Source organism: Saccharopolyspora sp. 6V, from assembly GCF_020176785.1.
GTDB lineage: Bacteria > Actinomycetota > Actinomycetes > Mycobacteriales > Pseudonocardiaceae > Saccharopolyspora_C > Saccharopolyspora_C gregorii.
Genome location: NZ_JAIUKB010000050.1, coordinates 81,329 through 102,169, shown reverse-complemented (window position 1 = coordinate 102,169; position 20,841 = coordinate 81,329). Strand labels below are relative to the sequence as shown.

Here is a 20,841-nt window from a genome sequence, read left to right as displayed (position 1 = left end):
CCCCGCCCGCCTCGGCCTCGCGCTCTGGGGGCCGGGGGGGCGCCGTTCTTTTTACGCCCCCGGGGGGCGGGGGGGGCCCCCCGGGGCCCGGGGGGGGGGGGGGGGCGGGCGGGGGGCCCCCCCCGGGCCGGAGACCGTCCCGGTTCAGCGGCGTCCCCGGCTCAGAGGCTGGGGAACCAGAGCTTGATCTCGCGCTCGGCGGACTCCGGCGAGTCGGAGCCGTGCACCAGGTTGTACTGCACCTCCAGGCCGAAGTCGCCGCGGATGCTGCCCGGGGCGGCCTTCTCGACCGGGTCGGTGCCACCGGCGAGCTGGCGGAACGCCGAGATGGCGCGGGGGCCCTCGACGACGGCGGCCAGCACCTGGCCGGAGGTGATGAACTCCAGCAGGGAGCCGAAGAACGGCTTGCCGTCGTGCTCGGCGTAGTGCTGCTTGGCGAGGTCCTCGTCGACCTGGCGCAGTTCCAGCGCGACCAGCTTGAGGCCCTTGCGCTCGATCCGGCCGATGACCTCACCGACCAGGCCGCGCTCGACCCCGTCGGGCTTGACCAGGACCAGGGTGCGCTCGCTCACGTTGCTCTCCTTCGGGTGGGCGGCGCGGGTTCTCCGCGCCCGTTTTGCGGAAAAGGGTATCGGCGCAGGTGACGCGGCCTCCCCCGGGGCGACCGGGCACCGCTGACCTCGACCCCGGTGATCATCGGGGTCGAGGGGCCCGCGCTCGCCGGTGCACCCGGGTCCGGCGTCGGCCCGGTGACCTGCGGACGACGAGCGGCCGGACCTCCGGTCCCTGGTGTCCCCGGAGATCGCGGGCTAGATTCGCCCCCGGCCGTACCGACCGGCCGGTCCGACGAGGAGGTCCGGATGCGAGCAGCCGTGCACACCGCCGTGAACGAGCCGATGACCATCGAGGAGATCGCCGACCCGCACCCGAAGGCCGGGGAGGTCGCGATCGACGTGCTCTCCTGCGGCGCCTGCCACTCGGACCTGCACGTGCTCAAGGGGGAGCTGCCGTTCCCGACGCCGGCCGTGCTGGGCCACGAGGTCGCCGGCGTCGTCTCCGAGGTCGGACCGGGCGTGACCGGGGTGCGGGTGGGCGACCGAGTGGTCACCAGCTTCATCATGCCGTGCGGCCGGTGCGCGCAGTGCACGCGCGGGAACTCCGAGATCTGCCTGGAGTTCTTCGCGCACAACCGGGCGAAGGGCCTGCTCTACGACGGCCAGACCCGGCTGTTCCGGCCCGGTGGCGAGCCGGTGTGGATGTACTCGATGGGCGGGCTGGCCGAGCGGTCGGTGACGCCGGTGACCTCGGTCTACCAGGTGCCGGACGAGGTGGAGCTGGCGGACGTGGCCTCGGTGGGCTGCTCGACGATGACCGCCTACGGGGCGCTGCGGCACGCCGCGGACGTGCGGGTCGGCGATGCGGTGGCGGTGGTCGCCGCGGGCGGGGTGGGCAGTTCGCTGATCCAGCTGGCCGCGCTGTTCGGGGCGTCGACGATCGTGGCGGTGGACATCTCCGCGGACAAGCTGGACGCGGCGAGCGCGCTGGGCGCCACGCACGTGGTGAACTCGGCGGAGGTGGACGCGCCGGAGGCGATCCGGGAACTCACCGGCGGTCGCGGCGTGGACGTGGCCTTCGAGGCGCTGGGCAGCCCGGCGACGTTCGGCGTGGCCCGCGACTCCGTGGTGGAGGGCGGTCAGGTCGTGGTGGTCGGCATCGCCCCGAAGGGCAGCGTCGGCGAGTTCGACCTGGCGACCATCGCGCGGCGGAAGTTGCAGATCAAGGGCTCGTACGGTGCGAAACCCCAGCGGGACATGCCGGTGCTGCTGGACCTGGTGGCGCGCGGACGGCTGCGGCCGCAGGACACCGTGAGCCGCCGGTTCGCCTTCGACGAGGTGCAGGACGCCTACGACGCGCTGAACCGCCACGAGATCCGCGGCCGCGCGGTCATCGACATCGCCTGAGTCCCCGGACGCCCCTGAACACCCGGACGCCCTGAGCACCCGGGCGCTCAGCGCCGCCGGTCGGTGTCCAGGCATTCCACCAGCGCGGCGTCGTCGTTGACGACGATGCCGGGCCGGGGTTCGGCGAGTTCGCCGGGCGGGAACGGGAAGCTGCGGGTGCGCAGCGGCGGCTGCCGGTCCTGCGCGCGGTCTTTGTTGATCTCCATGTGCCATGGATACCGATGATCAACACCGGCGTCGAGGCCACGATCAGGTGCCGTCGCCGAACGGCGCGGCCCCGCGTTCCGCAGCAGCTCCTAGTCCAGCGGGTGCCGCCACCGCAGGCCCGGGTACCGCGCGAAGCCCCGATCGGCCGTGACCCACTCCGCGCCGTGCTCGATCGCGATAGCGGCGAGGTAGGCGTCGGGGATGTGGTTCGCCTTCGCCTCGGTCTTCCGGCACAGCTCGGCGAAGATCCCCCAGTGGGCCTCTCCCGGTTCGATCTTGGCCACGTTCCCCGCGTGCGCGAGTTCGTCGGCGAGGTCGGCGGCCGTGTGCGTGAGCAGGGGTTCCCGGAGGATCTTCCGGTTGGTCATGATGCGCATGAACCCGCTCAGGACGAGCGTGGGGAGACCGACGAGCTGGGGACCTGAGAGCGCCTCGCCCAGCCAGTCCGCGTACTCGGGCTGCCGTGGATCATCCAGGTTGTACGCCGACACCAGGATGTTGACATCGCACGCGATCATTCGCGTTCCATGAGGTCGTGCAGCGCCGCGCTGTCGGTGATGTCGACCCCCGGCTGGTAACCGCCCGTGCGCACGGCCCGCACCGTGAACGGCGCCGATCGCTGGCGCATCTTGGCGAGGCGCTCCCGGACGCTGTCCTGGATGAACTCGCTCACGGTCATGCGGTTCTGGAGCGATTGACGCTTGACCTCGTTCAACAGGTCGGCATCAACGGTGATCGTGGTTCTCGTACTGTGCGCCATACACCGAAGTGTACGAGCACTGCATCATGATGCAGCACTACGCGCTCCGGTGTTCACTGCTCCGGCGGGTAGCCCTCTGGGTGTCCGAGCTGGTCGTACAGCCGACCTTCGCGCATCCGCTTCGCCACGTCGTGGCGCAGGTACAGCATGTAGCCCCACACGGCCGCGAACAGCAGCCCCATGATCCCGACGGCCGGGTGCACCAGGTAGCAGGCGACCATCGCGACCTGCAGCACCAGCGCGAACGGCAGCCCCCACGGCTTCCGCTGGGTGAACCCGGCGATGAGCATGAGCACGGTGAGCACCGCGACGGCGGAGAACCCGACGCCGGTGACGCCGCCGCCGAACTGCCACACGACGGGCAGCGCGAGCCCGAAGGTGAGGAACTCCATCACCAGCGTGCCCGCCATGACGCCGCGCAGGCCCTTCCACGGGTCGCGCACGCCGTCCGGCGCGGTGGGCAGGGACAGGAACGATCCGGATTCGGTCACAACGGCTCCTTGCCGAACAGGGCGCGCCCCTCACCGGCGGTCACCACGGACCCGGTGATCACCACGCCGCCGCCGGAGACGGTGTCGGAGTCCCCGGTGGTCTCCTCCGCCATCTGGATGGCGGTCTCCACGGCGTCGTCCAGGCGGGGCTCCACGACGATGCGTTCCGCGCCGAAGATGTCCTTGGCCAGGGCGGCGAGCTCGTCGGGGTCCATCGCCCGCGGCGAGGAGTTCTTGGTGAGCACGACCTCTTCCACGACGGGTTCGAGTTCCCGCAGCAGCCCGCGCACGTCCTTGTCGGACAGCACGCCGATCACGGCGACGAGGCGGCGGAAGGAGAACTCGGAGCTGAGCGCGTCGGCGAGCGCGCGGGCGCCGTGCGGGTTGTGCGCGGCGTCGACGAGCACGGCCGGGGCGGCGCGGACCCGCTCCAGGCGGCCGGGGGTGATGACCGCGGCGAAGGCCTCCTGCACGGCTTCCGGGTCGAGCTTCTGCTCGGCCCCGGCGCCGAAGAAGGCTTCGACCGCCGCGAGCGCGAGGGCGGCGTTGCGCGCCTGGTGCTCGCCGTGCAGCGGCAGGAAGATCTCGTCGTAGGTGCCGCCGAGGCCCTGCAGCTTCAGCATCTGGCCGCCGACGGCCACGGTCCGGGACAGCACGCCGAACTCGTTGCCCTCGCGGGCGACGGTGGCGCCGACCTCGGCGACCCGCTCCAGGATCGGGGTCTGCACCTCGGCGGTCTGCGCGGCGAGCACCACGATCGAGTCCGGCTTGATGATCCCGGACTTCTCCCGGGCGATGCCCGCGAGGTCGGTGCCGAGGTAGTCGGCGTGGTCCAGCGCGATCGGGCAGAGCACCGCGATGTGCGCGTCGGCGACGTTGGTGGCGTCCCAGCCGCCCCCGAGGCCCACTTCCAGCACGGCGGCCTCGACGGGCGCGTCGGCGAAGGCGGCGAAGGCCATGCCGGTCAGCACCTCGAACTTCGACATCTTCACGTCGTGGTTCGAGTCCACGATGGACACGTACGGCGCGATGTCGCGGTAGGCCTCGACGTAGGCCTCCGGGGTGATCGGCTTGTTGTCGATGCTGATGCGCTCGGTGGCCAGTTGCAGGTGCGGGCTGGTGTAGCGGCCCGTGCGCAAACCGATTCGGGTCAGCAGCGAGTCCACCATCCGCGAGACCGAGGACTTCCCGTTGGTCCCGCCGATGTGCACCACCTGGTAGCTGCGCTGCGGCTCGGCCAGCAGGTCGGTGAGCGCCCGGATCCGGTCCAGCGACGGCTCGATCTTCGTTTCCGGCCAGCGCTCGTTGAGCTCGGCCTCCACCACGCGCAGCTCGTGCAGCGCACCGGACTCGGTGCCGGACAACTGGCACACTCCCCTACCCCGACGACAAACGTCCAGCTCAAGTCTACGTCGGTAGGTGCACGCACCCGGCCTGCGCCCCCAGGGCAGCCGCGCACCACCCGCAGCGAGCACACCAAGATCCCACTCATGACCCAGATGGATGATTCAAATCATGAGTCATTGCACGGGTCGTTTCGGGCGTACAACATGGGAGTCATGTCGATACCAGGAGCGCACACCGTCTCCAAGCGGGAGAACCTGCCCCTGCTTCCCGATGAGGTTGACCTCGTCGAGCGCCTGATGACCCCGGAGAGCCCGGAGCGCATCGCGCTGGAGAACCTGGTGCCAGAAGTCGGCACCAGCAAAGCGGCGGTGCTGCGTGCGGCCTTTCACGCCGGCATCGACAACGTCCGCGCACAGGCGCTGGACGAGTCCTACCGGCGAATGGCCGCCGAGATGACCGACACCGAACACGCGGAACGTCGCGCGCACACCTCCGCGCGGCGCGAACGCCTCGCAGCGAGGAATGACGAGTGAACGCTCAGCGCCATCGCACCATCGTTCGCGGGCGCATCTACGGCGCGACGATCGGCGATCGCGGGGAGAAGTTCTACCTCGCGGTGTCCAACAACAGCCGGAACGCACGGCTCGGCGACTTCCTCGCGGTGCGGTTGACCACGACCCGCAAGCCGAATTACCCCAGCATCGTGGTGCTCGACGACAAGGACTCCGACTGGGTGGGGTCGGTGCTCTGCGACGACATCGAACCGATCTTCCACGAAGAGATCAGCCGGGACGCGGGCGCGTTGCACCCCAAGGACATGCAACGGGTGGACCAAGCTCTGCGCGTCGCGTTATCACTCTGATCAACAGGCGCCTGCACGAGTGGGAGCCGAGAAGTCGAAGCGGCCCGCCTTCGCACCCGCCACGAAGGCGCCCCACGCCCCCGCCGAGAACGCGAACACCGGACCCGACCGCTCCTTCGTGTCGCGGACGCCGACCTCGTCGGAGCCGAACCGAACCTCCACGCAGTTGTCGCTGGCGGCCGCGCTGCGACTGCTCGTGAACCATCCGTCGTTCGCTGCACCTGTCACCGGCTCATCTCCTCCTCCGGACGGTCGGTCAACCTCGCCGCCCCGGCGGCCGAGCGCTGAGCCCGGAGAGGCGAACGGCCCGCCCGACCGATGCGGCTGGTCGAACGGGCCGTTCACCTCAGGTGCGGACGGGAGCGGTCACGCCGTCGGCAGGGCCGCCAGGCGGGATTCGATGCGGGTGATGTCGGTCTGCGCCGTCTCGCGGCGGACCTTGATCTTCTCGACGACCTCGGCGGGTGCCTTGTCGGTGAAGGAGGGGTTGCCGAGCTTCTTCTCGGTGCCCTCCAGCTCCTTGCGGGCCGCCGCCAGGTCCTTCTCCAGTCGCTTGCGCTCAGCGGCCACGTCCACGGCGCCGGAGAGGTCCAGCTCCACCTCGACGGTGCCGCCGACCAGGCCGATCTCCAGCGACGCCGAGGAGGTGAAGTCCGCGCCGGGCTCATTCAGCTTCGCCAGCGACCGCACCGCGGGCAGGTGCTCGACCAGTCCGAGCGCGTCCAGGCCGCTCAGCCGGGCCGCGACCCGCTGGCCGGGCTTCAACCCCTGGTCCGAGCGGAACCGGCGGATCTCGGTGATGAGTTTCTGGGTGGCCTCCACCCGCCGCGCCGCGTCCTCGTCGGCGGGCGTGCCCGCCGCCTTCGGCCAGTCGGCGATGACCACGGACTCGCGGCCGGTCAGCGTGGTCCACAGCGTCTCGGTGACGAACGGGATCGTCGGGTGCAGCAGCCGCAGCAGCACGTCCAGCACGTGCCCCAGCACCTCGCGGGTGCGTTCCGCGCGGTCACCGCCCGCGTCGATCTGGACCTTGGACAGCTCCAGGTACCAGTCGCAGAACTCGTCCCAGGTGAAGTGGTAGAGCGCCTCGGTGGACTTGGCGAACTGGAAGTCCTCCAGCAGTTCGTCCACATCGGACGTCAGCTGGTCGGTGCGGTCCAGGATCCAGCGGTCCGCGTCGGTCAGCTCCGCGCGGTCCGGCAGCTCGGACGGCACCCGCGCCCCGTTCATCAGCGCGAACTTGGTGGCGTTGAACAGCTTCGTGCAGAAGCTGCGCGACCCGGCGACCCACTCCTCGCTGATCGGCGCGTCCGCACCCGGGTTGGCGCCGCGCGCCAAGGTGAACCGGAGCGCGTCGGTGCCGTAGGTGTCCATCCACTCCAGCGGGTCGACCGTGTTGCCCGCGGACTTGGACATCTTCTTGCCGTGCGCGTCGCGGACCATGCCGTGCAGCGCGATCACGTCGAACGGCGGCACGCCGTCCATCGCGTACAGGCCGAACATCATCATCCGGGCGACCCAGAAGAAGAGGATGTCGTAGCCGGTGACCAGCACGCTGGTCGGGTAGAACTTCGCCAGGTCCGGCGTCTCGTCCGGCCAGCCCATCGTGGAGAACGGCCACAGGCCCGAGGAGAACCAGGTGTCGAGCACGTCCTCGTCCTGGTGCCAGCCCTCGCCGGACGGCGGCTCCTCGTCCGGGCCGACGCACACGACCTCGCCGTTCGGGCCGTACCAGATCGGGATCCGGTGGCCCCACCACAGCTGCCGCGAGATGGCCCAGTCGTGCAGGTTGTCGACCCAGTCGAAGTAGCGCTTCGCCATCTCCGGCGGGTGCACCGCGACCCGGCCGTCGCGCACCGCGTCCCCGGCGGCCTGCGCGAGCGGGCCGACCTTGACGAACCACTGCAGCGACAACCGCGGCTCGATCGGCTCCTTCGACCGGGAGCTGTGCCCGACGCTGTGCAGGTACGGGCGCTTCTCGGCGACGATGCGGCCCTCGGCGCGCAGCGCCTCGCGGACGGCGACGCGGGCCTCGAAGCGGTCCATGCCGTCGAACTCGGTGCCGGTGCGGGCGATGCGGCCCTGCTCGTCCATGATCGTGAGCATCGGCAGGTCGTGGCGCCGGCCGATCTCGAAGTCGTTCGGGTCGTGCGCGGGCGTCACCTTCACCGCGCCGGTGCCGAACTCGGGGTCGACGTGCTCGTCGGCGACGACCGGGATGCTGCGGCCGGTCAGCGGCAGCTCCACCTCGGTGCCCACGACATGCCGGTAGCGCTCGTCGTCGGGGTGCACCGCGATCGCGGTGTCGCCGAGCATCGTCTCCATCCGGGTGGTGGCCACCACGATCTCCGCGTCCCCGGAGCCGTAGCGCATCGAGACGAGCTCGCCCTCGACCTCGCGGTGTTCCACCTCGATGTCGGAGATCGCCGAGCGCATCGCGGGCGACCAGTTCACCAGGCGCTCCGCCCGGTAGATCAGGCCGTCGTCGAACAGCTTCTTGAAGATGGTCTGCACCGCGCGGGACAGCCCCGAGTCCATCGTGAAGCGCTCGCGGCTCCAGTCGACGCTGTCCCCGAGGCGGCGCATCTGGGACAGGATCGAGCCGCCGTGCTGCTCCTTCCACTCCCACACCCGCTCCAGGAACTTCTCCCGGCCGAGCTCGCGGTGGTCGACGCCCTCCTCGCGGAGCTGCCGCTCCACCAGGGCCTGGACGGCGATGCTGGCGTGGTCCATGCCGGGCAGCCACAACGCCTCGTAGCCCTGCATCCGGCGACGACGGGTGAGCACGTCCATCAGGGTGTGCTCGAAAGCGTGGCCGATGTGCAGGCTGCCGGTGACGTTCGGCGGCGGGATCACGATCGAGAACGGCGGCTTGTCGCTGTGCGCGTCGGCGGTGAAGTACTCGGCGGCTACCCAGCGCTGGTACAGCTCGGCCTCGACGTCGGCCGGGTTCCAGCTCGACGGAAGTTCACGGGGCTGTGCGGGTGCGCTGGTCTGTGTCACACGCCGATTCTACGAACCGCCCGCAGCGGCCTCACCGGGCCTCACCTCCCGCGTTGAGCCAGGCGTGTGAACCACATCACGCGGACTGTGCCGAGTCGACCTCGACGGGGGACCCTGGGAAGCATGTCGCGCAAAGCCCCCGAACAGGACATCGACGAGTCGGCGCTGTCCACGCACCACCCGAAGGACCACGCAGCAGGCGTGAAGGCGGTGATGGTGTCGTTGCGCCGCGGCTGGGAGCAGATGGGCGCCGGCCGCACCATGCTCACGTTGCCGCTGCTCAACCAGCGTTCCGGGTTCGACTGCCCGGGTTGCGCGTGGCCCGACCCGCAGGAGGCGGACGGGGACAAGCGCAGCGTCGCCGAGTTCTGCGAGAACGGCGCCAAGGCCGTGGCCGAGGAGGCCACCACCCGGCGCGTCGACGCCGAGTTCTTCGCGAAGCACTCCGTCGCGGAGCTCGCGGACAAGAGCGACTACTGGCTGGGGCAGCAGGGGCGGCTCACCCAGCCGATGATCAAGCGCAGCGGTGACACGCACTACCGGCCGATCGACTGGGACGCCGCGCTCGACGTCGTCGCCGAGGGGCTGCGCGCGCTGGACTCGCCCGACGAGGCGGCGTTCTACACCTCGGGCCGCACCAGCAACGAGGCCGCGTTCCTGTACCAGCTGCTGGTGCGCAGCTTCGGCACCAACAACCTGCCGGACTGCTCGAACATGTGCCACGAGTCCTCCGGCTCGGCGCTGACCGAGACGATCGGCATCGGCAAGGGCTCGGTGTCGCTGGCCGACGTCGAGCACGCCGACCTGGTCATGGTGGTGGGGCAGAACCCGGGCACCAACCACCCGCGGATGCTCTCCACCCTGGAGAAGGTCAAGGGCCACGGCGGCAAGATCATCGCGGTGAACCCGCTGCCCGAGGCCGGGCTGATGCGGTTCAAGAACCCGCAGAACGTGCGCGGCGTCGTCGGCAAGGGCACCGCGCTGTGCGACGAGTTCGCGCAGATCCGCATCGGCGGCGACCTCGCGCTGTTCAAGGCGCTCACCGCGCTGCTGGCGAAGGCCGAGCTGGCCGCGCCCGGCACCGTGCTGGACCGCGAGTTCATCGAGCAGCACACCCACGGCTTCGACGAGTTCTACGCGCAGGCCACCGACATCGACTGGGACGCGACGCTCAAGGCGACCGCGCTGTCCCGCGAGCAGATCGAGAAGATCGCGCGGATGCTCATCGAGTCCGAGCGGACCGTGATCTGCTGGGCGATGGGCCTGACCCAGCAGAAGAAGGCCGTGCCGACGATCCGCGAAGCGGTCAACCTGCTGCTGATGCGCGGCATGATCGGCAAGCCGGGCGCGGGCGTCTGCCCGGTCCGCGGCCACTCCAACGTGCAAGGCGACCGGACGATGGGCATCTGGGAGAAGATGCCCGAGAAGTTCATGGACGCCATGGAGGCCGAGTTCGGCATCCCCATGCCCCGCAAGCACGGCTACGACACCGTCGACGCGCTGCACGCGATGCAGGCGGGCGAGGTGAAGGCGTTCTTCGCCGTCGGCGGCAACTTCGTGTCCGCCACGCCCGACACCGCGGGCACCGAGCGGGCGCTGCGCGGCTGCGACCTGACCGTGCAGGTGTCGACGAAGCTGAACCGCTCGCACGCGGTCGCCGGGGACACCGCGCTGATCCTGCCGACGCTGGGCCGCACCGAGAAGGACGTGCAGGAGTCCGGGCCGCAGTTCGTCACCGTCGAGGACTCGATGTCGGTGGTGCACGCCTCGCGCGGCAGGCTCTCCCCCGCCTCCGACACCCTGCTGTCCGAGGTGGCGATCGTGTCCCGGCTGGGCCGCAAGCTGCTCGGCGACGGGCACCCGGTGCGGTGGGAGGAGTTCGAGAAGGACTACGACGCGGTGCGCAGGCACATCGCCGCCGTCGTGCCCGGCTGCGCCGACTACAACGAGAAGGTGCGCCGCCCGGACGGCTTCGTGCTGCCGCACCCGCCGCGGGACAGCCGCACCTTCACCACCACCACCGGCAAGGCCAACTTCACGGTGAACGAGGCGGAGCCGCTGGAGGTGCCGGAGGGCCGGCTGCTGCTGCAGACGCTGCGCAGCCACGACCAGTACAACACCACCATCTACGGGCTCTCGGACCGCTACCGCGGCATCGAGGACGCGCGCCGGGTGGTCATGGTCAACGAGAAGGACATCGCCGCGCTCGGCTTCGCCGAAGGCGACCTGGTGGACATGGTCTCCGAATGGCCGGGCAAGCCCGGGCCCGACGGCGAGTCCACTGTGGAGGAACGGCGGGCGGAGGCGTTCCGCATCGTCGCCTACCCGACCGCGCGGGACTGCGCCGCCGCCTACTACCCGGAGGCGAACCCGCTGGTGCCGCTCGGCGCGGTGGCGGAGAAGTCGAACACGCCGGTCTCGAAGGCCGTGCTGATCCGCCTGGAGCGCTCCGCGGGCTGATCCCCCGCACCCGAGGACCGGGCCGCCCCGCACCGCGCGGGCGGCCCGGTTCCGCGTTCACGGCCCGCCCGCGGCCGCGCGTCGGGGCGGGGCCGGCCCGTCAGGCGGCGAGGCGTTCCGGCAGTCCCCTGGCCAGCTTGTCCGCCGCGACGCGCGGACCGAAGCGCTCCACCACCGCGCGGCGGCACGGGCACCGCTCGACCTCGGCCGCGGACGCGCAGCAGAACACGCCCAGCACGCGAACCGCGAACGCCACCTCCGCCGGATCACCGACCCGCCGGGACACGGCGACCGCCACCGCCGCCGCGACCCGCCGCACCGCGTCGTCCCGCTCCGCGCCGCCGAGCACCAGGTCGTGCAGCCGCGCCGCCGAGAGCCGGTCGGCCCGCTCGACCCGGGCGGCGACGTCGGCGAGCACGCGACAGGCGCGGTTCGCGCGCTGCGCCAGGAACTCCTCCCACGTCGCACCGTCCACGACCGCCAGGCAGCGCTGCTGGACGGTGCGCGGCCACGGGTCGGCGACGAGCACGGCGACCGCCTCGCGCTCCCGGCGCCGCCGGTCCCGGACGTCGTCCGCGTGCACCCGGAACGCCCCCCGGCGTCCGCAGAACCGGTGCTCCTTGCAGTACCGCGACGGGTAGCTCGACCTCACCTTGTTCCGGCAGGGCCGCCCGGACAGCGTCCGAGCGCTGCCGCACAGGTGGGAGCGCCCTCGTTTGATCCCCATCCCCCCGGGATCGGCAGGCCCCGCGAGCCCGCGTACCGCCCATCCAGCGGTCCCGCTCGGCCGAACGTGGGCATCGCGCGGGCGGGACCGGCACGGGCGGGGCGCGCGTCGGAGGTCACCGCCCGTGCCGGTCGGGCCCGGCCTGCGTGCCGCGCGGGGACACCGGGCCGCAGCACCCCCACCGGGCCGGGGACCGGCGTTCGGCCGGTTCGCCGGGAGCGACGGGATCGCGGCGGCCGGGGCGCCGGTCGGCTTCCCGGCACCACGGGCACGGGAGCGCCGGCGGCCGGGACAGCTCCGCCGCCAGCACCAGGAGGCCGCAGCGGGCGCGGTACCGCCCCTGCCGACCGGCGAGCCCCTCGGCCATCTCCGCTTCGCCCACGAGGTGGTCGCGACCGTCGTGCGCGCTGGTCATGCGGATCAGCCGATCCCCTCGTCGCCCCATGCAGCCAGCATCGGCGCCCGCACCGCGGCGCACCAGGGAACGCGCCGGGGCAACTCGGGGAACGTCGGCGAATGCGCGGCCACCTCGGCTTTCGGCGCAGCGGTACCGACCGATCGGGGCAACTCGGGGCAAGATCGGCGACGCTGCGAAGCAAGGTGTATACACTCCGTACTCGTTGGGAGGCTGATCATCATGACCGGCGATTCCTCCGCCCGGCCCCGACCGGAGCGCAACGAGCGGCTGCGCCGCACCCGGGAGGCCCTGCCCTCGCGGCTGGCGCCCGGCGAACCGCTGTCCCGCGCCGAACTCGCCGAGGCGGTCAACGACTACCTGCTGGAGACCACCGGCAAGCGCTGGGCGCTCGACGCGCACCACATCGCCAAGTGGGAGCGCGGCGCGGTCCGCTGGCCCACCGCCGCCTACCGGGCCGCGCTGCGCGCCGTGCTGGGCGCCGTCGACGACGCGGCGCTCGGCTTCCGGCCCCGCGGCTCGACCGGGGCGGCGCGGAGCAGAGTGCCAGCATCCACAGTGGACTCGATCCGGGTGGTGTCCGCGTCCTTCCAGTCCGCCGACCGCAGGGTGGGCGGCGGCACGCTCTACGAGACGGTCCGGCACTACTTCACCACCGCGGTGCTGCCCCTGGTCCGGGAGGAACCGCGGCAGGCGGAGGTGCTGTCCGCGGCGGCCTCCGTCGTCGAGCTCGCCGGGTGGATGGCGCACGACAGCGGCGGCGACGTTCCCGCGCGCGAGCACTTCCACACCGCCTACCGGCTCGCGGCGGCCGCCGACGACCACGCGCTGCAAGCCGAGGTGTGCGCCTCGCTGTCCCACCTGTCCACCGAGCTCGGCCAGCCGCGGTCCGCAGCGGACTACGCGCTGAACGGGCTCACCCACACCATCGGCACCGGAGGCACGGCCCGCCTCGTCGCCCGGCTGCACGCGCTGCACGCGCGGGCGCTCGCCGCGCAGGGCGACCGGTACGGCACCGAACGGCACCTGGCTCTGGCCGGGGAAGTACTCGCCGTCCGCGACGAGGCCTGCGGCTGGATCGCCCCGTTCGACCGGGCCTCGCTGGCCAGCGAGACCACCGAGTGCTGGCGCAGCCTCGGCGACCTGCGCCGCGGCGAACGGCACGCCCGCGAAGCGGTCGGGTTGCGCCCCCCGGAGCGCGTGCGCAGCAAGGCGTTGAGCCTGACGTCCCTCGCGCAGGTGCTCTTCGACGCCGGGCGCTACGACGAGGCGGCCGCGGCGGGCAGCACCGTGCTAGCCGAAGCCCCCGCGCTGTCCTCGGCCCGCGTGCACGAGCGGCTCACCGGCCTGGCGAACGCGCTGCTGCCGCACCACCGCGACCCGGCCGTGGCCGACTTCCTCGCCGCCCGCGCCACCCACCCGCTGCGCGACTCCGCTTGAACGGGACCCGGACCGCGCGGCCGGAGGGGACGCACGCGCACCTCGCCGAGGGCAACGCGCGGCAACCCCGCAAGCGGGTCACCGCCGACGTGCTGCTGCGCGACCGGCAGGACCGGGTGCTGCTGGTCGACCCCAGCTACAAGGAGCACTGGGACCTGCCCGGCGGGATGGCCGAGGCCAACGAACCACCCCGGCTCGCCGCCGCCCGCGAAGTCCGCGAAGAGCTCGGCGTCGGCGCACCCGTCGGGCGGCCGCTGCTGGTCGACTGGGTGCGCCCGCGCGGACCGTGGGACGACCACCTGCTGTTCGTCTTCGACGGCGGCAGGTTGCCCTGCGAGCACATCGCCGCGCTGCGAATCACCGACCCGGAGATCACCCGCTTCCGGTTCGCCACGACCGCCCAGGCCCGCGCGCTGCTGCGCCCCGACATGTACCGCAGGCTCCGCCGCGCCCAGCACGCGCTGCGCACGGGCACCACCTCCTACGCCGAATGACGCTCAGGAGCGCGGGAAGTCGGCGGCGGTGTCCGGGAGGTCGGACCACGGGTCGGCCTTGCGGGCCAGGCGGCGCGGCAGGTTCCGGAGTCCGTAGGACCGCGGGGTCGCCTTCGACAGCTCGGCGAAGTCCAGCGGCGTCGCCGCCGGGGCGCCGTCGCGGGCTCGCAGCGAGCAGGGCGCGATCATCGTCTGCCCGTAGGCGTTGCGCCCCACGTCCAAGAAGATCCGGTCGCCGCGCTCGTCCTTGCGCTGCTCGGTGGTGAGCCGGTCCGGGGCGGCGCGCACCGCGTCCTGCGCCATGTCCCGCACCGCCGCGCGCACCTCGTCGAAGCCGCGGCGGCCCGCCAGCGGGGCCACCACGTGGAAGCCCTTGCCGCCGGTGGTCTGCAGGTGCGGGGCGAGGCCCGCATCGGCGAACCGGTCCCGGAACTCGCGCACCACCGCCCGCAGCTCCGCGATCCCGGTCCCCGGCGGCGGGTCGAGGTCCACCACCGCCAGCACCGGCCGGTCCGGCTCCGCCGCCGCGGCCAGGCCCACGTGGAACTCCAGGCACGCCTGGGTCGCCAGGTAGACCAGCGTCGCCACGTCGTCGCACACCACGTGGTGGACCGGCCCGCCCGCGCCGCGCTGCGGCACCGGCACCACCCGCACCCAGTCCGGGAAGTGGCCGGACGCCTCCTTCTGGAAGAAGCCCGCCGCACCCACCCCGTCCGGGAAGCGGCGCATCGTCAGCGGTTTCCCGCGCAGGTGCGGCACCATCCGGTCGCCGACCGCGCGGAAGTACTCGGCGACGTCCCGCTTCCGGTAGCCGTCCGCCGGGTACAGCACCTTGTCCGGGTGGGTCAGCTCGACGCGTTCGGCACCGGCGGACAGCACCTCCGCCCCGCTCATCGGCCGTTCTCCCGCTCGGCGGCGAGGTCGGCGTTGGTGCGGCCGGAGAGCACCGACTCGGGCTGGGTGCGCGCCGGGTTGCGGCGCCGGTCGGCGCCCTCGTCGTCGACCTTCACCAGCAGCCACTCCTCCCGGCCGCGCATCGGGGTGCGGGTGAGGGCGAACGCGCCGGTCAGCTTGCTGCCCTCCAGCAGCACGTGGCCGCGTTCGAGCGCGTCGGCCATCTCCACCGGTTTCCCGCGGTGCTCGGTGAGGTTCCGGTACGACCCGGTGTCCCACACGACGACGGTGCCCGCCCCGTAGCCCTCCGGGATGGTGCCCTCGAAGGACGCGTAGTCCAGCGGGTGGTCCTCGGTGGGCGTGGCCAGCCGCTTCTGCCGCGGGTCGGTGGACGGCCCCTTCGGCACCGCCCACGACTTGAGCACGTCCCCGACCTCCAGCCGGAAGTCGAAGTGCACCGTGGAGGCGTCGTGGCGCTGCACCACGAACCGCGGCAGCTCCCCCGGCGCGCCACCGCCCGGTTCGCCGGACCGCGCCAGGTCCCGCTTGCTCCGGTATTCGCCGAGCCCGTCCCGTGCCATGCCGCAGCCCTACCCGGCGCGGGCGCGCGGCACACCCGCGTCAGCCGCCGCTGCTCAGCTGCACTGCCAGAGGAAGCGCCCCTGCCCGCTGGCCTCGTCGAGGAACGCGTACCCGACCCCCGCGTCGCCGAAGTCCACCTCGAACGGGAAATCGACCGAGCTGTCGAACTGCCCCACGAACCGGAACGGCTCCCCTGGCGACTCGTCGCCCTGCAACCACTGCGGCGCCCCGCCGAGCCTCGTCGCGAAGTCGTCCACGTCCACCTCGCCGTCGAACGGCGCCAGCTCCACCCGGTGGTCCGGCCCGAACGTCGGCCCCTTGGCGATCGTCGCCACCTGGTAGAAGTCGGCCGGCTCCCCGGGCTGGGCGAAGAACGCGTTCTCCCCCGAGTCGGGCGCGAACGTGTCCACCACCTCGTCGGCCTCCTCCGGGTAGTCCTCGGTGAGGAACAGGTAGGCGAGCCGCACCTGCTCGCCGGGCAGCCGGATCTGCCCGAGGAACCGCATCGGCCTGCCCAGCGCCTCCGACATCGGCCACGCCGGAGTCGACAGCCACACCGGCTGGCCACCGAACTTCGTGACCGGTTCGGTGATGGGCTCCTCCGATTCGACGAAGCGGAGGCTCTGGCGGGGCTGGGCGGCGAGGTCGGGCATCGGAATCCTTGCTGTAGCGGGGTTCCCCGGGGCGTGTCGGGCGTCCGGCGAGACCCTAGCGATCTCACCCGGCGGAACCATCCTCCTCCGGGTGGGCGGTGCCGATGTCACACCCGAACGGAGCAGCCCACGACGGCCCCACCGGCGGGCCGAGCACGCGGCGCATACTGGTCCCGGCATCCGAGCAGAGCCGACCCAGGAGGCTGACGATGGGACGAGTCACCGTGCGGCGCCCCGTGCTGCGAGTGACCGAGAGCGGTTCCCGAACCCGGCCGGACACCCTCGCCGCCGAAGAACCGCTGGAGATCCGGGTCAACGGCCGCGCCCTGTCGGTGACCATGCGGACCCCCGGCCACGACGTGGAGCTCGCCCACGGCTTCCTGCTCACCGAACGCGTCATCGCGGATAAGGACGACCTGCACAGCGCCCGCTACTGCGACAGCCCCGGGCCGGACGGGCGCAACACCTACAACGTGCTGGACATCCTGCTCGCGCCGGGCGTCACGCCGCCCGACACGTCCGTGGAGCGCAACTTCTACACCACCTCCTCCTGCGGGGTGTGCGGGAAGGCCGCGCTCGACTCGGTGCGGCTGAGCACCCGGCACTCGCCCGAGCACGACCCGCTGGAGATCACCCCGGAGACGCTCGCCGCGCTGCCCGACCGGCTGCGGGCCGCGCAGAAGGTCTTCGACTCGACCGGCGGACTGCACGGGGCCGCGCTGTTCGACGGCGACGGGAACCTGCTGGTGTGCCGGGAGGACGTGGGGCGGCACAACGCGGTCGACAAGGTGCTCGGCTGGGCGGTGCTGGAACGCCGGGTGCCGCTGCGCGGGTGCGTGCTCATGGTGTCCGGCCGGGCCTCGTTCGAACTGGTGCAGAAGGCGGCGATGGCCGGGGTGCCGCTGCTGTCCGCGGTGTCGGCGCCGTCCTCGCTGGCGGTGGAGCTGGCCGCCGAGCAGGGCATGACGCTGGTCGGCTTCCTCCGGGGCAGCTCGATGAACGTCTACACCGGCACGCACCGCATCCTCGAACCCGATGCCGCCCCGGTGCCCTGACCGGTGCCGGGCCGCCGGTCTCAGCCGTGGTCGGACTTGTCCGGGGCGTAGCCCCCCACGAAATCGACGACCTCCGGCAGCGCGAGCCGGTAGTACCGGCTGTTGTGACCGCCCGGGGTGGACACCGAGGCCACCTCCGGGCGAGCCTTGCGGACGAACTTGCGGGTGCCGGTGATGAACCGGTCCCGGGTGCCGCACCACACGCCCAGCGGCACGTCGCCGAGCTCGGGGATGTGCCGCATCGGGTCGATGGCCCGCCAGTCGGCCTCGTCGGCGAACGCGCGGCGCCGCGCCATCTCCGGCCAGTTCGTGATCAGCGCCGGGGAGACGACGGCGGTGGCCTCCACCGGGATCTCCAGCTCGTTGCGGCGCCGCGTGTAGAGCAGCGCGCCGAACCCGCCCATCGAGATCCCGGAGACCGCGAACGGCTGGCCGTCGTCACCACCGATGCCGCGCTCCGCTAGCCAGCGCGGCACCTCGTCCAGCAACATCCACATCGGGTCGTCGCCGAACCGCTGGTGCCAGTAGCTGTTGCCGCCGCCGTCGACGGCGAGGAACGCGAACGGCGGCACCTTGCCGGTGGCGACCGCGGTGGTCAACCAGCTCGGCAGGCCCCCCGCGGACTTGCGGGCGTCGCCGAACCGGCCGTGCAGCATCAGGCACACCGGGATCCGATCGCGGGACACCCCGCTCGGGTACATGGTGACGATCTCGACCTCGCGGTTGCGGGCCTGCGAGTGCACCCGTTCCACCGAGACGTTGCTCTGCTTGGCCAGTGGGAGCGGTTCGGCGGGGACCAGCGCGCCACCGGAATCGCTGCTCAGCCCCAAGCCGAGCGCGCCCGCTCCGACCAGGCCGGAAGTGAGCAGGGTGCGCCGGTTCGGCATCGGGACGTTCCGCGGCTTCCCGCGCTGCATGGCACCTCCGGGCCTCGTTCCCTCCGAGCCGTCCATCGTGCCAACGACCGTCTGCGCTACCGGACGGGCCCCGCCACCACCGAGAGCTCACCCACGTCGCACCGGTCGTGACCTCCGGTCAGCGGACCGCTTCCGGCACCGCGGACCAGCCGGCGACGTGCGGCGCGGTGTCGAAGCGGTCGGCCACCGGCACCGAGCCGTACAACGCCCAGCGCAGCAGCGCGGGCCACGGGCCGTAGCCCGCGGCCAGGTCCAGCGCGCGACCGTCGGCGAGCACGTCCAGCTCCACCCGCAGCCGGTGCGCGAGCGCGTGCGCCGCGCACACCGACAGCTCCGGGTCGTCGGTGCCCACCACCATCCGCGTCGGGCCGCCCGCCGCGCGCAGCGCCGGCGCATCGGGCTCCGCCGCGCGTGCTCCCCGCCCGTCGGCTTCCGCCGCCTGCAGCCCCCGTTCCACCGCGCGCGGACCCGGTCGGCCCGGGGACACGTCCGGCTCGGCCGGGGCGACCAGCAGCACCCGGTCCGCCCGGCGCGTCTCCGGTCCGCCCGGCGCGGCCGCGTGCCGCAACCAGGTGCGGGCCCCGCCGCGGTGCGCCACCACGGCCAGCTCCGCCTCCGGCAGTACGCGCGCCAGCTCGGCCCGCAGCGCCGCCGTCGACTCCACCGGGCCCGGGCACCGGGTGACGACGGCGCCCGCTTCCCGCAAGCGTGCCGCCAGCCACTGCTGCCAGTGCCAGGGCCCGGAGCCGGACCCGTCCGGCACCAGCAGCACGTGCAGCTCGCTCATCGGGCCCTCCCCAGCCGGACGATGCAACCTCCGCTCCGCATGATCATGCATCGCGCGGGACGCCGCTGGGCGATCCGGGGAACAGGAGCGGGAAACCACCCGCGCGGGCGCACGACGCACACCGCCGCCACCCCGGAACGGGACGGCGGCGGTGGGTGGTGCTGCGTGCGGTGCTCGGGTCTCAGGCGGACTTCTCGCGGCGCTCCCGCCGCGTCGCCTGCCTGGCCACGATCGTGGGGTTGACGTTCTCCCGGACGGTCTGCTCGGTGATGACGACCTTCGCCACGTCGGTGCGGCTCGGGATGTCGTACATCACCGGCAGCAGCACCTCTTCCAAGATGGCGCGCAGGCCACGAGCCCCCGTGCCGCGCAGGATCGCCTGGTCGGCGACCGCCTCCAGCGCGGTGCGGGTGAACTCCAGCTCCACGTTGTCCATCTCGAACAACCGCTTGTACTGCTTGATCAGGGCGTTGCGCGGCTCGGTGAGGATCTGCACCAGCGAGGGCTTGTCCAGGTTCGTCACGCTGGCCACCGTGGGCAGCCGGCCGATGAACTCGGGGATCAACCCGAACTTGATCAGGTCCTCGGGGAGCACCTCGGCGAACCGGTCCGCGGAGTTCGCCTCCTCCTTCGACCGCAGCTGGGCGCCGAAACCGACGCTGGCCTTGCCCACCCGGTCCTCGACGATCTTCTCCAGCCCGGCGAAGGCACCGGCCACGATGAACAGCACGTTCGTCGTGTCGATCTGGATGAACTCCTGGTGCGGGTGCTTGCGGCCGCCCTGCGGGGGCACGCTCGCCGTGGTTCCCTCCAGGATCTTCAGCAGCGCCTGCTGCACTCCCTCGCCCGAGACGTCCCTGGTGATCGACGGGTTCTCGCTCTTGCGGGCGATCTTGTCGACCTCGTCGATGTAGATGATGCCCGTCTCGGCCCGCTTCACGTCGTAGTCGGCGGCCTGGATGAGCTTGAGCAGGATGTTCTCGACGTCCTCGCCGACGTAGCCCGCCTCGGTGAGCGCGGTGGCGTCGGCGATCGCGAACGGCACGTTGAGCATCTTCGCCAACGTCTGCGCCAGGTAGGTCTTCCCGCAGCCCGTGGGACCGAGCATCAGGATGTTCGACTTCGCGAGCTCGACGTTCTCCTCGCGGCTGTCCCGGGCGCGCTCACCCATCTGGATGCGCTTGTAGTGGTTGTAGACCGCGACCGACAGGTTGCGCTTCGCCGGGTCCTGTCCGATGACGTACTGGTCGAGGAACTCGTGGATCTCGGTCGGCTTGGGCAGCTCGTCGAGCTTGACCTCACCGGCCTCCGCCAGTTCCTCCTCGATGATCTCGTTGCAGAGATCGATGCACTCATCGCAGATGTACACGCCGGGGCCGGCGATGAGTTTTTTCACCTGCTTCTGGCTCTTCCCGCAGAAGGAGCACTTCAGCAGGTCGCCGCCGTCACCGATACGTGCCATGACCGCTGACCCCGTCCCCTCCGGCACGCCGTCCGGTGACGTGCCTGACCGTATGTGCTCGTTCCGACGGTACCTGCCGCTCCCCCGGTTCGGGGAGACTCGCAGACTCCGCTGCTCGCCAGTCTCCGGCATGCACCGGGTGCGACGGCCGGTGGCCGCGCTCCCGGCGTGTCGCGGACGCCGGTGCGCCGAGCGCACCACAGCATCCCACTTCCCGGAACGCTCCCGCGACCGGCTTTCCGCACCGCACCGCGCTGATCAGCGGAGCGGCCCCGCCGGAGATCAACATCTTCTCAGCGGCGGCACTCCGTGCCGCGACCGCCC

23 protein-coding genes are annotated in these 20,841 nt (G+C 72.1%); 7 read left to right on the top strand and 16 right to left on the bottom strand.

Features of this window, described 5'->3' with window-relative positions; translation table 11 throughout:
* Positions 1-161: 161 nt before the first annotated feature.
* The gene (ndk, locus tag LCD35_RS11150) at positions 162-572 is read right to left on the bottom strand and encodes a nucleoside-diphosphate kinase (RefSeq protein ID WP_224959664.1); all 411 of its coding nucleotides are present in this window, start codon (positions 570-572) and stop codon (positions 162-164) included.
* 288 nt (positions 573-860) lie between these two features.
* On the opposite strand from ndk, the gene LCD35_RS11145 reads away from it, so the two are divergent.
* Complete coding sequence (locus LCD35_RS11145; protein WP_224959662.1) at positions 861-1,961, top strand: zinc-binding dehydrogenase; 1,101 nt, start codon at positions 861-863, stop codon at positions 1,959-1,961.
* Between the two features lie 47 nt (positions 1,962-2,008).
* On the opposite strand, the gene LCD35_RS11140 is transcribed toward LCD35_RS11145, so the two are convergent.
* The 5 genes from LCD35_RS11140 to LCD35_RS11120 form a co-directional block, all read right to left on the bottom strand.
* On the bottom strand, positions 2,009-2,167 hold the full coding sequence (locus LCD35_RS11140) for a hypothetical protein (protein ID WP_224959660.1): 159 nt from the start codon (positions 2,165-2,167) through the stop codon (positions 2,009-2,011).
* 90 nt (positions 2,168-2,257) lie between these two features.
* A complete protein-coding gene (locus tag LCD35_RS11135; protein WP_224959658.1) occupies positions 2,258-2,686 on the bottom strand; it encodes a TA system VapC family ribonuclease toxin in 429 nt (142 codons plus the stop codon).
* Positions 2,683-2,928 carry a ribbon-helix-helix domain-containing protein gene (locus LCD35_RS11130; protein ID WP_224959657.1) on the bottom strand — a complete coding sequence of 82 codons (246 nt, stop codon included), beginning with the start codon at positions 2,926-2,928 and terminating at the stop codon, positions 2,683-2,685. Before LCD35_RS11130 ends, LCD35_RS11135 begins: the two co-directional genes overlap by 4 nt.
* A 53-nt stretch (positions 2,929-2,981) precedes the next feature.
* The gene (locus LCD35_RS11125) at positions 2,982-3,419 is read right to left on the bottom strand and encodes a DUF4233 domain-containing protein (RefSeq protein WP_224959656.1); all 438 of its coding nucleotides are present in this window, start codon (positions 3,417-3,419) and stop codon (positions 2,982-2,984) included.
* A complete protein-coding gene (locus tag LCD35_RS11120; protein ID WP_224959655.1) occupies positions 3,416-4,783 on the bottom strand; it encodes a folylpolyglutamate synthase/dihydrofolate synthase family protein in 1,368 nt (455 codons plus the stop codon). The genes LCD35_RS11125 and LCD35_RS11120 overlap by 4 nt, the downstream gene beginning before the upstream one ends.
* A gap of 126 nt (positions 4,784-4,909) precedes the next feature.
* Between LCD35_RS11120 and LCD35_RS11115 the strand changes: the two genes are divergently transcribed.
* Positions 4,910-5,299, top strand: coding sequence for a hypothetical protein (locus LCD35_RS11115; RefSeq protein WP_224959654.1), 390 nt, complete (start codon positions 4,910-4,912; stop codon positions 5,297-5,299).
* Positions 5,296-5,628: a type II toxin-antitoxin system PemK/MazF family toxin gene (locus LCD35_RS11110; RefSeq protein WP_224959653.1), complete on the top strand. Its 333-nt coding sequence runs from the start codon at positions 5,296-5,298 to the stop codon at positions 5,626-5,628. The genes LCD35_RS11115 and LCD35_RS11110 overlap by 4 nt, the downstream gene beginning before the upstream one ends.
* Here LCD35_RS11110 and LCD35_RS11105 read toward each other — a convergent pair whose 3' ends face one another.
* Both LCD35_RS11105 and LCD35_RS11100 read right to left on the bottom strand, forming a co-directional pair.
* The gene (locus LCD35_RS11105; RefSeq protein WP_224959652.1) at positions 5,629-5,856 is read right to left on the bottom strand and encodes a DUF397 domain-containing protein; all 228 of its coding nucleotides are present in this window, start codon (positions 5,854-5,856) and stop codon (positions 5,629-5,631) included. It lies immediately after the preceding gene.
* Between the two features lie 138 nt (positions 5,857-5,994).
* Complete coding sequence (locus tag LCD35_RS11100; protein WP_225044136.1) at positions 5,995-8,631, bottom strand: valine--tRNA ligase; 2,637 nt, start codon at positions 8,629-8,631, stop codon at positions 5,995-5,997.
* A gap of 123 nt (positions 8,632-8,754) precedes the next feature.
* Between LCD35_RS11100 and LCD35_RS11095 the strand changes: the two genes are divergently transcribed.
* On the top strand, positions 8,755-11,091 hold the full coding sequence (locus LCD35_RS11095) for an FdhF/YdeP family oxidoreductase (protein ID WP_225044135.1): 2,337 nt from the start codon (positions 8,755-8,757) through the stop codon (positions 11,089-11,091).
* Between the two features lie 100 nt (positions 11,092-11,191).
* Here the strand turns inward: LCD35_RS11095 and LCD35_RS11090 are convergent, their stop codons facing one another.
* Both LCD35_RS11090 and LCD35_RS11085 read right to left on the bottom strand, forming a co-directional pair.
* The gene (locus LCD35_RS11090; RefSeq protein ID WP_225044134.1) at positions 11,192-11,743 is read right to left on the bottom strand and encodes a hypothetical protein; all 552 of its coding nucleotides are present in this window, start codon (positions 11,741-11,743) and stop codon (positions 11,192-11,194) included.
* Positions 11,744-11,933: 190 nt separating this feature from the next.
* Positions 11,934-12,233 (bottom strand): hypothetical protein, encoded by a 300-nt coding sequence (locus tag LCD35_RS11085; protein WP_225044133.1) that lies wholly within the window; start codon positions 12,231-12,233, stop codon positions 11,934-11,936.
* 222 nt (positions 12,234-12,455) lie between these two features.
* Between LCD35_RS11085 and LCD35_RS11080 the strand changes: the two genes are divergently transcribed.
* Positions 12,456-13,673, top strand: coding sequence for a hypothetical protein (locus LCD35_RS11080; protein ID WP_225044132.1), 1,218 nt, complete (start codon positions 12,456-12,458; stop codon positions 13,671-13,673).
* The gene (locus LCD35_RS11075; protein ID WP_225044131.1) at positions 13,670-14,167 is read left to right on the top strand and encodes an NUDIX hydrolase; all 498 of its coding nucleotides are present in this window, start codon (positions 13,670-13,672) and stop codon (positions 14,165-14,167) included. Before LCD35_RS11080 ends, LCD35_RS11075 begins: the two co-directional genes overlap by 4 nt.
* Before the next feature lie 3 nt (positions 14,168-14,170).
* On the opposite strand, the gene ligD is transcribed toward LCD35_RS11075, so the two are convergent.
* Genes ligD through LCD35_RS11060 form a run of 3 tightly spaced genes read right to left on the bottom strand, consistent with a single transcriptional unit; the run spans position 14,171 to position 16,296 of the window.
* Positions 14,171-15,061 (bottom strand): non-homologous end-joining DNA ligase, encoded by an 891-nt coding sequence (gene ligD / locus LCD35_RS11070; protein WP_225044130.1) that lies wholly within the window; start codon positions 15,059-15,061, stop codon positions 14,171-14,173.
* Complete coding sequence (locus tag LCD35_RS11065) at positions 15,058-15,642, bottom strand: DNA polymerase ligase N-terminal domain-containing protein (protein ID WP_225044129.1); 585 nt, start codon at positions 15,640-15,642, stop codon at positions 15,058-15,060. Before LCD35_RS11065 ends, ligD begins: the two co-directional genes overlap by 4 nt.
* Positions 15,643-15,696: 54 nt before the next feature.
* Positions 15,697-16,296, bottom strand: a complete 600-nt coding sequence (locus tag LCD35_RS11060) for a DUF1963 domain-containing protein (protein WP_224959638.1) — start codon at positions 16,294-16,296, stop codon at positions 15,697-15,699.
* Between the two features lie 209 nt (positions 16,297-16,505).
* On the opposite strand from LCD35_RS11060, the gene fdhD reads away from it, so the two are divergent.
* On the top strand, positions 16,506-17,351 hold the full coding sequence (fdhD, locus tag LCD35_RS11055; RefSeq protein ID WP_224959636.1) for a formate dehydrogenase accessory sulfurtransferase FdhD: 846 nt from the start codon (positions 16,506-16,508) through the stop codon (positions 17,349-17,351).
* Positions 17,352-17,371: 20 nt separating this feature from the next.
* On the opposite strand, the gene LCD35_RS11050 is transcribed toward fdhD, so the two are convergent.
* From LCD35_RS11050 to clpX, 3 genes are all read right to left on the bottom strand, one after another.
* Positions 17,372-18,268 carry an alpha/beta hydrolase family protein gene (locus LCD35_RS11050; RefSeq protein WP_224959634.1) on the bottom strand — a complete coding sequence of 299 codons (897 nt, stop codon included), beginning with the start codon at positions 18,266-18,268 and terminating at the stop codon, positions 17,372-17,374.
* Between the two features lie 118 nt (positions 18,269-18,386).
* Positions 18,387-19,055, bottom strand: a complete 669-nt coding sequence (locus LCD35_RS11045) for an alpha/beta hydrolase (RefSeq protein WP_224967272.1) — start codon at positions 19,053-19,055, stop codon at positions 18,387-18,389.
* 181 nt (positions 19,056-19,236) lie between these two features.
* Positions 19,237-20,517: an ATP-dependent Clp protease ATP-binding subunit ClpX gene (gene clpX, locus LCD35_RS11040; protein ID WP_224959630.1), complete on the bottom strand. Its 1,281-nt coding sequence runs from the start codon at positions 20,515-20,517 to the stop codon at positions 19,237-19,239.
* Positions 20,518-20,841 lie beyond the last annotated feature (324 nt).

Bases quoted from the DNA above. Each gene is read 5' to 3' on its own strand.
- LCD35_RS11145 (WP_224959662.1), top strand. From the start codon at position 861: ATGCGAGCAGCCGTGCACACCGCCGTGAACGAGCCGATGACCATCGAG.
- LCD35_RS11140 (WP_224959660.1), bottom strand. From the start codon at position 2,167: ATGGAGATCAACAAAGACCGCGCGCAGGACCGGCAGCCGCCGCTGCGC.
- LCD35_RS11135 (WP_224959658.1), bottom strand. From the start codon at position 2,686: ATGATCGCGTGCGATGTCAACATCCTGGTGTCGGCGTACAACCTGGAT.
- LCD35_RS11130 (WP_224959657.1), bottom strand. From the start codon at position 2,928: ATGGCGCACAGTACGAGAACCACGATCACCGTTGATGCCGACCTGTTG.
- LCD35_RS11115 (WP_224959654.1), top strand. From the start codon at position 4,910: ATGACCCAGATGGATGATTCAAATCATGAGTCATTGCACGGGTCGTTT.
- LCD35_RS11095 (WP_225044135.1), top strand. From the start codon at position 8,755: ATGTCGCGCAAAGCCCCCGAACAGGACATCGACGAGTCGGCGCTGTCC.
- LCD35_RS11085 (WP_225044133.1), bottom strand. From the start codon at position 12,233: ATGACCAGCGCGCACGACGGTCGCGACCACCTCGTGGGCGAAGCGGAG.
- LCD35_RS11080 (WP_225044132.1), top strand. From the start codon at position 12,456: ATGACCGGCGATTCCTCCGCCCGGCCCCGACCGGAGCGCAACGAGCGG.
- ligD (WP_225044130.1), bottom strand. From the start codon at position 15,061: ATGAGCGGGGCGGAGGTGCTGTCCGCCGGTGCCGAACGCGTCGAGCTG.
- LCD35_RS11065 (WP_225044129.1), bottom strand. From the start codon at position 15,642: ATGGCACGGGACGGGCTCGGCGAATACCGGAGCAAGCGGGACCTGGCG.
- LCD35_RS11060 (WP_224959638.1), bottom strand. From the start codon at position 16,296: ATGCCCGACCTCGCCGCCCAGCCCCGCCAGAGCCTCCGCTTCGTCGAA.
- fdhD (WP_224959636.1), top strand. From the start codon at position 16,506: ATGGGACGAGTCACCGTGCGGCGCCCCGTGCTGCGAGTGACCGAGAGC.
- LCD35_RS11050 (WP_224959634.1), bottom strand. From the start codon at position 18,268: ATGCAGCGCGGGAAGCCGCGGAACGTCCCGATGCCGAACCGGCGCACC.
- LCD35_RS11045 (WP_224967272.1), bottom strand. From the start codon at position 19,055: ATGAGCGAGCTGCACGTGCTGCTGGTGCCGGACGGGTCCGGCTCCGGG.
- clpX (WP_224959630.1), bottom strand. From the start codon at position 20,517: ATGGCACGTATCGGTGACGGCGGCGACCTGCTGAAGTGCTCCTTCTGC.